Source organism: Streptomyces boluensis, assembly GCF_009908195.1.
Classification (GTDB): domain Bacteria; phylum Actinomycetota; class Actinomycetes; order Streptomycetales; family Streptomycetaceae; genus Streptomyces; species Streptomyces boluensis.
The window spans coordinates 1-8,612 of sequence record NZ_JAAAHS010000337.1 but is presented as its reverse complement, the minus strand read 5'-3'; the positions used below and the strand labels follow the sequence as shown (position 1 = coordinate 8,612).

7 protein-coding genes are annotated in these 8,612 nt (G+C 74.3%); 4 read left to right on the top strand and 3 right to left on the bottom strand.

All coding sequences use genetic code 11. The features are described 5' to 3' along the window. Positions 1–45 precede the first annotated feature (45 nt). Positions 46–1,842 carry a gamma-glutamyltransferase family protein gene (locus GUY60_RS29860; protein WP_187370159.1) on the bottom strand — a complete coding sequence of 599 codons (1,797 nt, stop codon included), beginning with the start codon at positions 1,840–1,842 and terminating at the stop codon, positions 46–48. A 178-nt stretch (positions 1,843–2,020) separates the two neighbouring features. Between GUY60_RS29860 and GUY60_RS29855 the strand changes: the two genes are divergently transcribed. Together GUY60_RS29855 and lplAB are read left to right on the top strand one after the other, a co-directional pair. Beyond that, entirely contained in the window at positions 2,021–3,169 is a 1,149-nt protein-coding gene (locus GUY60_RS29855) for a TIGR02569 family protein (protein ID WP_161703395.1), read from the top strand. Positions 3,170–3,307: 138 nt separating this feature from the next. Continuing rightward, positions 3,308–4,363 (top strand): lipoate-protein ligase LplAB, encoded by a 1,056-nt coding sequence (gene lplAB / locus GUY60_RS29850; RefSeq protein ID WP_161703399.1) that lies wholly within the window; start codon positions 3,308–3,310, stop codon positions 4,361–4,363. A 53-nt stretch (positions 4,364–4,416) separates the two neighbouring features. On the opposite strand, the gene GUY60_RS29845 is transcribed toward lplAB, so the two are convergent. Both GUY60_RS29845 and GUY60_RS29840 read right to left on the bottom strand, forming a co-directional pair. Continuing rightward, positions 4,417–5,106 (bottom strand): response regulator, encoded by a 690-nt coding sequence (locus GUY60_RS29845; RefSeq protein ID WP_161703393.1) that lies wholly within the window; start codon positions 5,104–5,106, stop codon positions 4,417–4,419. Then, positions 5,103–6,389 (bottom strand): sensor histidine kinase, encoded by a 1,287-nt coding sequence (locus tag GUY60_RS29840; protein ID WP_161703391.1) that lies wholly within the window; start codon positions 6,387–6,389, stop codon positions 5,103–5,105. Before GUY60_RS29840 ends, GUY60_RS29845 begins: the two co-directional genes overlap by 4 nt. Before the next feature lie 319 nt (positions 6,390–6,708). Between GUY60_RS29840 and GUY60_RS29835 the strand changes: the two genes are divergently transcribed. Together GUY60_RS29835 and GUY60_RS29830 are read left to right on the top strand one after the other, a co-directional pair. Next, positions 6,709–7,809: a carboxymuconolactone decarboxylase family protein gene (locus GUY60_RS29835; RefSeq protein ID WP_161703389.1), complete on the top strand. Its 1,101-nt coding sequence runs from the start codon at positions 6,709–6,711 to the stop codon at positions 7,807–7,809. A gap of 145 nt (positions 7,810–7,954) precedes the next feature. After that, complete coding sequence (locus GUY60_RS29830) at positions 7,955–8,572, top strand: hypothetical protein (protein ID WP_161703387.1); 618 nt, start codon at positions 7,955–7,957, stop codon at positions 8,570–8,572. Positions 8,573–8,612 lie beyond the last annotated feature (40 nt).

Sequence of the window (8,612 nt, the reverse complement as noted above, 5' to 3'; positions counted from 1 at the left end):
CGGCACCCGCCCGGACCCCCACCAGGGGCCCGCACGCCCGGACCCTCAGCGCCCGACCGCGTACCCCTGCATCCCGCGCGGATTGGCGGCCGCCGAGAGGATCCCGGTCTCCGGGTCGCGGGCTACCGCGCAGAGCCGGCCCTCCGACCAGGGTTCACCCACGGTCACGTCGTGGCCGCGCTCGCGCAGCTCCGCGATCACGTCGGCGCCGATCCTGGACTCCACGGTGAGGCTGCCGGGCCGCATGCCGCGCGGGAAGAACGAGCCGGGGAACGCGTCGGTGTGCCAGTTGGGGGCGTCGACGGCGCCCTGCAGGTCGAGGCCGCCGCGCACCCGGTCACGCAGGGCGACGGCGAGGAAGAAGTGCAGCTGCCACTGGTCCTGCTGGTCGCCGCCGGGCGTACCGAAGGCCAGCACCGGTACGCCGTCGCGCAGCGCGAGGGACGGCGTGAGGGTGGTGCGGGGGCGGCGCCCCGGCGTGAGCGAGTTCGGCAGTCCGGGCTCGAGCCAGGCCATCTGGAGCCGGGTGCCGAGCGGGAAGCCGAGCTCGGGCACGACCGGGTTGGACTGCAGCCAGCCGCCGCTCGGCGTGGCCGCGACCATGTTGCCCCAGCGGTCGACGACGTCCAGGTGGCAGGTGTCGCCGCGGGTCGCCCCGTCACGGGCGACGGTCGGCTCCCCGGCCCCGGCGACCGGCGTACCCATCGCGTACTGCCCGTCGAGCACCGTGGTGGCGGCCTCGGCGAGGCGCGGGGCGCGGCCCTCGGGGCTGCCCGGCCGCAGTTCGCGGGCGGCCCGCTCGCCTATCAGCGCCCGCCGCGCGGTGTTGTACGGCGCGGAGAGCAGCGCGTCGAGCGGTACGTCGGCGGCGTCGCCGTACCAGGCCTCGCGGTCGGCCATCGCCAGCTTGCAGCCCTCGACGAGCAGGTGGACGTAGTCGGCGGAGCCGTGGGCGGGCAGCTCGTCCGGCAGCAGGGCGAGCTGCTGGAGGAACGCCGGGCCCTGGCTCCAGCCGCCCGCCTTGCACAGGGTCCAGCCGTTCCAGTCGTACGTGGCGGGCGCCTCGTAGTGCGCGGAGTACCCGGCGAGGTCGGCGGCCGTCAGGGTGCCGGTGTGGCGTCGGCCGCTGGTGTCGAGGGTGGGGACGGCGGACTGGCGCACCAGGGCCTCGGCGACGAAGCCGGTGCGCCAGACCTCGCGGGCCGCCTCGATCTCCGCCTCCCGGCCGGGCCGCGCGGCCTCGGCGAGCAGGCGCCGCCAGGTCGCGGCGAGCGCGGGGTTGCGGAACAGCTCGCCGGGGCGCGGCGAGCGGCCTTCGGGCAGGTAGACGGCGGCGGAGGTCGCCCATTCCGGCTCGCCCTCGAGGAGCGGCCTGACCGTGTCGACGGTCGCGCCGATCCGCTCCACGGGCGCGTGCCCGTCCTCGGCGTACCCGATCGCGTACCGCAGCACCTCGGGCAGCGACTTGGTGCCGTGGTCGCGGAGGAGCAGCATCCAGGCGTCGAAGGCGCCGGGCACGGCGGCGGCCAACGGGCCGGTGCCGGGGACGAGTTCGAGGCCGAGGCCGCGGTAGTGGTCGACGCTCGCCCCGGCCGGTGCGGGCCCCTGTCCGCAGAGCACGCGTACGTCGCCGTCGGCCGGCGCGACGATGATCGGCACTTCACCGGCCGGGCCGTTGAGGTGCGGCTCGACGACATGCAGCACGAACCCGGCGGCGACGGCGGCGTCGTAGGCGTTGCCACCGTCCTCCAGGACGGCCATCGCGGACTGCGAGGCGAGCCAGTGCGTGGAGGACACCATGCCGAAGGTGCCCTGCAGGGTGGGACGAGTCGTGAATCGCATACCTGACCTCGATGTTCGCGTACGTCGGTCGGACCCATCCAACATCCGGAAGGGCCGCGGGGAGAACCCGGGGACGGCGGTACGCCCGCGCCGGTGACGCCCGAAGGGCGCGTTCCGGCGCCACGCCGAAGCGGATCCGGGGGGCGTGGCGCCATGATCACCGCTACGCTCACGCGCCATGTTCGCGATCAGAGCAAATAAGCCCAATTCCTCTCATTCCAATAAGTCGATCTCGTCCATCACCCGCCAGGAACCGCCCGACTTCGCGGTGCTCGCCGCGTTCGGCGCCGAGGGTCCGGCGCGCCCGCTGCCCGGCGGCCAGGGCGGCACCTGGTGCGCGGACGGCATCGTCCTCAGGCGGACCGGCCTGCGCACCGAGACGGCCTGGCGGGCGCACACCCTGAACGCCCTGCCGGAGTCCGACGAGTTCCGCGTGGCGCCGCCCGTACGCGCCATGGACGGCACCTGGACGGCGACCGGCTGGGAGGCCTGGCGCCTGGTGCCCGGCACCGCCGACGAGCGGCGCGTGGACGATGTCGTACGCGTGGGGCGGGCGTTCCACGCGGCCCTTGCGGAGGTCCCGCGGCCGGACTTCCTCGACGAGCGGGACGACCCGTGGACCCGCGCGGACCGGTTCTCCTGGGGCCACGACACGGCGAGCTCCGCGACCGAACAGGCCCTGCCCGCGCGGGAGTTCGACCTTGTCGGACCGCTGCTCGACGCCCGCACCCCGCTGTCGGACGACACCTGCCAGGTCGTCCACGGCGACCTGCTCGGCAACGTGCTCTTCGCCGACGCCGAGGGCCTGCCGCCCGCCGTCATCGACTGGCCGCCCTACTGGCGCCCGGCGGGCTGGGCGTCGGCGGTCGCCGTGGTGGACGCGCTGTGCTGGTACGGGGCCGAGCCCGGCCTCCTCGACCGCTGGCAGAACGTGTCCGACTGGCGCCAACTCCTCGTCCGCGCCCTGCTGTACCGCATCGCCACGCACGAACGCCTGGACCGCGAGGCGGAGTCGGCGTACCGGCCGGTGGTCGACCTGGTCCTCGACGGCCACTGGCCGAACAGCGCCGCACCGCCCGCGTCGACCACGGCGAGGGCGGCGACCACCGCGAGGGCGGCGACAGTGACCGAGCCGCCCGTCGAAACCGTCGAGCCTGCCGAGCCCACCGAGGCCGTCGAGGGCACGGAGGGCACCGAGGGCACCGAGGGCACCGAGGGCACCGAGGCCGTCGAACCCCCCGAGCCGACCGAGTCCGCTGAGCCGACCGAGCCCACCGAGCCCCGCCAACTGCCCACGGTCGGTCCGCTCACCGTGTCGCCGTCGTGAGGGTCCGGCCCGGCCGCCCCGGCCACGCGCGCGTGGTGCACGTTTCCGGGCGGCCGGGGCGGATCCCCCGTACCGGAGTACGATTTGCACCGGTTCAACCCAGGTGTGAGGCACGCCGGTCCGGAGGAGGTCGTCACGGTGCACGGTGAGTACAAGATCCCCGGCGGCAAGCTCGTCGTCGTCGACCTCGAAGTGGCGGACGGCGTGCTGCGTGAGGTCCGGGTGGCCGGTGACTTCTTCCTCGAGCCCGACGAGGCGTTCCGCACGCTGAGTTCGGCCCTGGAGGGGGCGCCCGCCGACACCGACGCGGCGGGCCTCGCCGCCCGGATCGAGGGGGCGCTGCCGGAGGGCACCGTGATGTACGGGCTGACCGCCGAGGGGGTCGGCGTCGCGGTGCGGCGGGCCCTCGCGCACGCCACCGACTGGACCGACTACGACTGGCAGTTGATCCACGAGGGCCCGCAGACCCCGGCCCTGCACATGGCGCTCGACGAGGTCCTGACGACCGAGGTCGCGGCCGGGCTCCGGCCGCCGACGCTGCGCGTCTGGGAGTGGGCCGCGCCCGCCGTGGTGATCGGCAGTTTCCAGTCGCTGCGCAACGAGGTCGACCCGGACAGCGCCCGGCGCCACGGCATCGAGGTGGTGCGGCGGATCAGCGGCGGCGGCGCGATGTTCTGCGAGCCGGGCAACACCATCACGTACTCGCTCTCCGTGCCCCAGGCGCTGGTGCAGGGGCTGTCCTTCGCGGACAGTTACTCGTATCTCGACGACTGGGTGCTCGCCGCGCTCGGCGACATGGGCATCAAGGCCTGGTACCAGCCGCTGAACGACATCGCCACAGAGGCCGGGAAGATCGCGGGCGCGGCGCAGAAGCGGATCACCGGCGGGGACGGCGCGGTGCTGCACCACGTGACGATGGCGTACGACATCGACGCCGACCGGATGGTCGAGGTGCTGCGGATCGGCCGCGAGAAGCTCTCCGACAAGGGCACGAAAAGCGCGAAGAAGCGCGTCGATCCGCTGCGCCGCCAGACGGGCCTTCCGCGCGAGGCCGTCATCGACCGCATGATCGACTCCTTCCGCACCCGCCACGGCCTGACGGAGGGCACGGTCACGGAGGAGGAGCTGGCCACGGCCCAGGAGTTGGCCCGCCTCAAGTTCGCCACTCCGGAGTGGACGGGCCGGGTGCCGTAGCGCCGCCGACCGGGCTCCCTACGGTTGTCCCGGCGCATGTCCCGGGCCCCCGCTCATCGGCCCGTGCCCTGCCCGCCGTCCGTGCCGTCGCGCGCCCGGACCAGGCCCGACTCGTAGGCGAACACGACGAGTTGGGCCCGGTCGCGGGCGCCGAGTTTCGTCATCGCGCGGCTCACATGGGTCTTGGCGGTGAACGGGCTGATCACCATGCGCGCGGCGATCTCCTCGTTGCTGAGGCCTCGGGCGGCGAGGGCGGTGACCTCCCGCTCGCGGCGGGTCAGGCCGTCGAGGCCGGGGGCCGTGAGGAGGTCCGGCGGACGGGCGACGAACGCGCCGATCAGGCGGCGCGTGACGGACGGTGAGAGCAGCGCCTCACCGTCCGCCACTACGCGGAGGGCGGCGAGCAGGTCGGCGGGTTCGGTGTCCTTGAGCAGGAAGCCGCTGGCACCGGCCCGCAGGGCGTCGAAGACGTACTCGTCCAGGCCGTAGTTGGTGAGGATGATGACGCGCACTCCCGCGAGGCACGGGTCGGCCGCGATCCGCCGGGTCGCCTCGATGCCTGTCATCACCGGCATCTGTACATCGACCAGTGCGACGTCCGGCACGTGCGCGCGCACCAGGTCCAGGCCCGCCGCGCCGTCGGCTGCCTCCCCGACCACCTCGATGCCCTCCTCGGCGTCGAGCAGGGCACGGAAACCCGCCCGCATCAGGGCCTGGTCGTCGATCAGCGCCACTCTGATCATGCGCTCCCGGCCCTTCCCGTACGGTCCCGGTCTCGGTCCCCGGCCGCCGGCTCGCGCGCCTGCGCCTGTGCCTGTGCGTGTGGCTGCGGCTGCGGCTGCGGCTGCGAAGGTGCCCGCCCCCGTAGCTGCGAAGGTGCCTGCCCCCGTGCCTGCAGCGGAAGCCGGGCCCGCACCGCGAAACCGCCCTCCGCGCGTGGCCCGGCCCGCAGGGTGCCGCCGAGTGCGGTGACGCGCTCGCGCATCCCGGTCAGGCCCGTGCCCGGGGTGCACGGGCGGTCCGGCGAGGCCCGCCCGTCGTCCGTGACCCGCACCTCCAACTCCCCCTCTGTCAGGGCCAGTTCCACACTCACCCCGGTGGGCCCGGCGTGCCGCGCGGCGTTGGTCAGGGCCTCCTGCACGATGCGGTACGCCGCGGCCTCCACCGCGTCGGGCAGGGTGCCGTCGGTGCCGCGCAGCGTGAGCTCCACGGCGAGCCCGGCGGCTCTGGCGCGGCGCACCAGGTCGGCGAGGCTGCCCGGCGGCCGTTCCTCGCGCAGCACGTCGAGGGTGGCGCGCAGTTCGCGCATCGCCTCGCCGCTCGCCTCCTGGATGGCGAGCAGGGCCTCCGGGACCTCCTCGCCCCGCTTACGCGCGAGGTGGACGGCGACGCCCGCCTGGAGTTTGACGATCGAGATGCTGTGGGTCAGCGAGTCGTGCAACTCCCGGGCGATACGCAGTCGTTCCTCACCGGCTCTGCGCCGGGCGGCCTCCTCCCGCGTGCGTTCCGCCTCCGCCGCGCGCTTCTCGGTCTGGCGCAGGTAGGCCTGCCAGTTCTTGTCGGCGAGCCCGGTCACGAGGGCGCACAGGAACCAGCCCGCGAGCAGCAGGGCGCGCCCCGCGAAGTCCCCGACCGGTTCGCCCGCCAGGAGGCCGGATGTCAGGACCGCCGCGAGGAAGATTCCGGTCGCGACGGCGGCGACCCCTCGGTACCCGACCCGCGCCGCTGTGTGTACGGCACCTATGACCGGTACGGCCGCCACGGCTCCGGGATGGGCGTGCAGCACATGGACGGAGAGGCAGAGCGTCGTGACGGCGAGCACGGTGCGGGGCGCTGTGGCGTGTCCCGCGAGGGCCAGGGAGCCGACGATCACCAGGCCGTAGTCCACCGCGGTGGCACCCGCCGAGGACGCGGCGAGGCACCCGAGCGCCGCGACGACGGCCGCGACGAGAGCCGCAACGGCCGTACCGGCCAGTCGAGTTCGCTTGGTGTCGGAGCCGGCGGCCCTCGAGCGTTTCTCCCCCATGTCCGCACTCTAGGCGGCGCCACTGACAACCCGCGTCGCCCGGAAAGACCGCTTCCGCGCTACTCCGCCGGGAGTAGTCGAAGGGCCGGACCACTCTTCCGGAGGCAGCCCCGAACCGCTCCCGCCGGGCGACGACCTGACGACCCCCGCAGGGCGAGCATCGGACCACACCGAGGGGGCCACCCCGGCGGCCGTACTGCACGAAACGGCGAGACGGCGACACGGCACGAGCCAGCACGAGACGGCACGAGCCAGCACGAGGCGCACGTACAAGCCAGGCCCCCAGATCCGCACACACACCCACCCACCGGAGACCCCCATGCAGACCCCCTACCGCTACACCGACCCCGTACCGCCCACGTCCGCGACCGGACCGACCGGACCGACCGCCGAGCTGGCCGAGCTGTACGCGCAGATCGCCGCCGACTTCGGCATCGCGGAACCGGCACCGTTCGTCGTCCTGTCGGCGTCGCCCGAACTGGCCGCCGCCACCTGGGCGTTGATGCGCGAGTCGCTGCTCGACGGGCCGGGGCCGCGCAACGGGAAGACGGTGGCCGCCCTCGGCGTCTCGCTCGCCAACCGCTGCCCGTTCTGCGTGGACGCCCACACTCTGCTGCTGCACGCGGGCGGCGCACCGCACCTGGCCGACGCTGTGGCGCGCGACGGCGCACCGGACGACGAGCACCACGCGCGCGTGCTCGCCTGGGCGAAGGCGACCCGCACACCCGGCGCTCCCGAACTCGCCACGGCGCCCTTCCCCGACGCGCACGCACCCGGGTACATCGGCACGGTCCTCGCGTTCCACTTCATCAACCGCGTCGTGTCCGCCCTGCTCACCGAGAACCTGCTGCCCGAAGGGGTACGCCCCGCCGACCTCCTGCGCGGCCCCGAGGGGGAGGCCCTGTCGCGGGCCGTACGCCGCACCCCCGCGCCGGGCGCGAGTCTCGCGTTCCTCGACCCGAGGTTCCGCGCCGCCCACACGGACCTGGACGGGCCTGCCGATGGCGACAACTCGGCGGACAGTGGGCCCGGTTGGGCCGCAGGCACCCCTGTCGCCCCGGCGTACGCGGCGTTCCGCGAGGTGGCGTCGATGGGCGCCGGGCTCCTGAGCGAGGAGGACCAGGCCCTGGTCACGCGCACGGTCGCCGACTGGGACGGCGCTCATCCCCCGGTGCGCTGGCCGGAGTTGCCGGGTACGGACCGCCCCGGCGCCCGGCTCGCCGTACTCGCCGCCGTCGCCCCGTACCGCCTCACCGACGACGACGTGGCGGCCTGGCTGACGCCTCCGCGCACGGACCACTGTCTCGTGCACCTGGTGGCGTACGGCGCGTTTCTCGCCGTCACGCGCGTGGAGCACGAAATCGGCACCGGGCGGACCGGGACGGCGACGGCTCCCTCGACCGGCCCTGAGCCGTCATGACCGGCCCCCGAAACGCGTGTACGGCACACGAGAGGAGGCCCCACACCGCGTACCGCCGACGCCCCTATCCCGCAGCGCACCCCGTGTGACACGCTCGTCCCTCACACCTCGCTGACCGCGTCCCGCCGCAGGAGGAGGACCGATCGTGCGCTCCTTGCCGCTGTTGCTCGCCGGGCGACTGCTGCCCGTAGCCGCCCTCGCCACAGCGGGCTGGGCCTGGACCACCGGGCCGTACGCCCCGGTCGAGCCGAAGCCGCTGGCCGCCGCGCAGACCGGGGCGAAGCCCGAGCCGACGTACGCGAAGCCGCCCGCGCCCTGCGAGGTGCTCAGCCACGACACCGTCAAGGATCTCGTCCCGGACGCGGAGCGGGGCGGCAAGGAGTTGCGCCTCACCGCCCCGGAAAGCCGCCGCACGTGCGCGTGGAGCGCGTTGAAGGGGTACGACTACCGCTGGCTCGACGTCGGGTACGACGTGCGCGAGTCGGCGGCGGACGCGCGGACGGCCTTCACCGCGCGGGCGCAGGATTCCGGTGAAGCCGTGTCCGGCCTGGGCGACCGGGCCTCCGTCACGGTGACGATCAAGGAGAAGGACAAGCAACAGACCCGCGAGGCGCGGGTCGTCGTCCGCTCCCGCAATGCCCTGGTCACGGTCACGTACACCGGCTCCGACTTCGAGTCGCAGGGCGCACCGAAGGCGGACACCATGCGCGACGGCGCGTTGAAGGCGGCCCGCACGGCGGTCGCGGCACTGTCGGGCAAGTAGCACCAAGTAGCGCTCCACCCCAGCGGACCCGGCCCAGCAC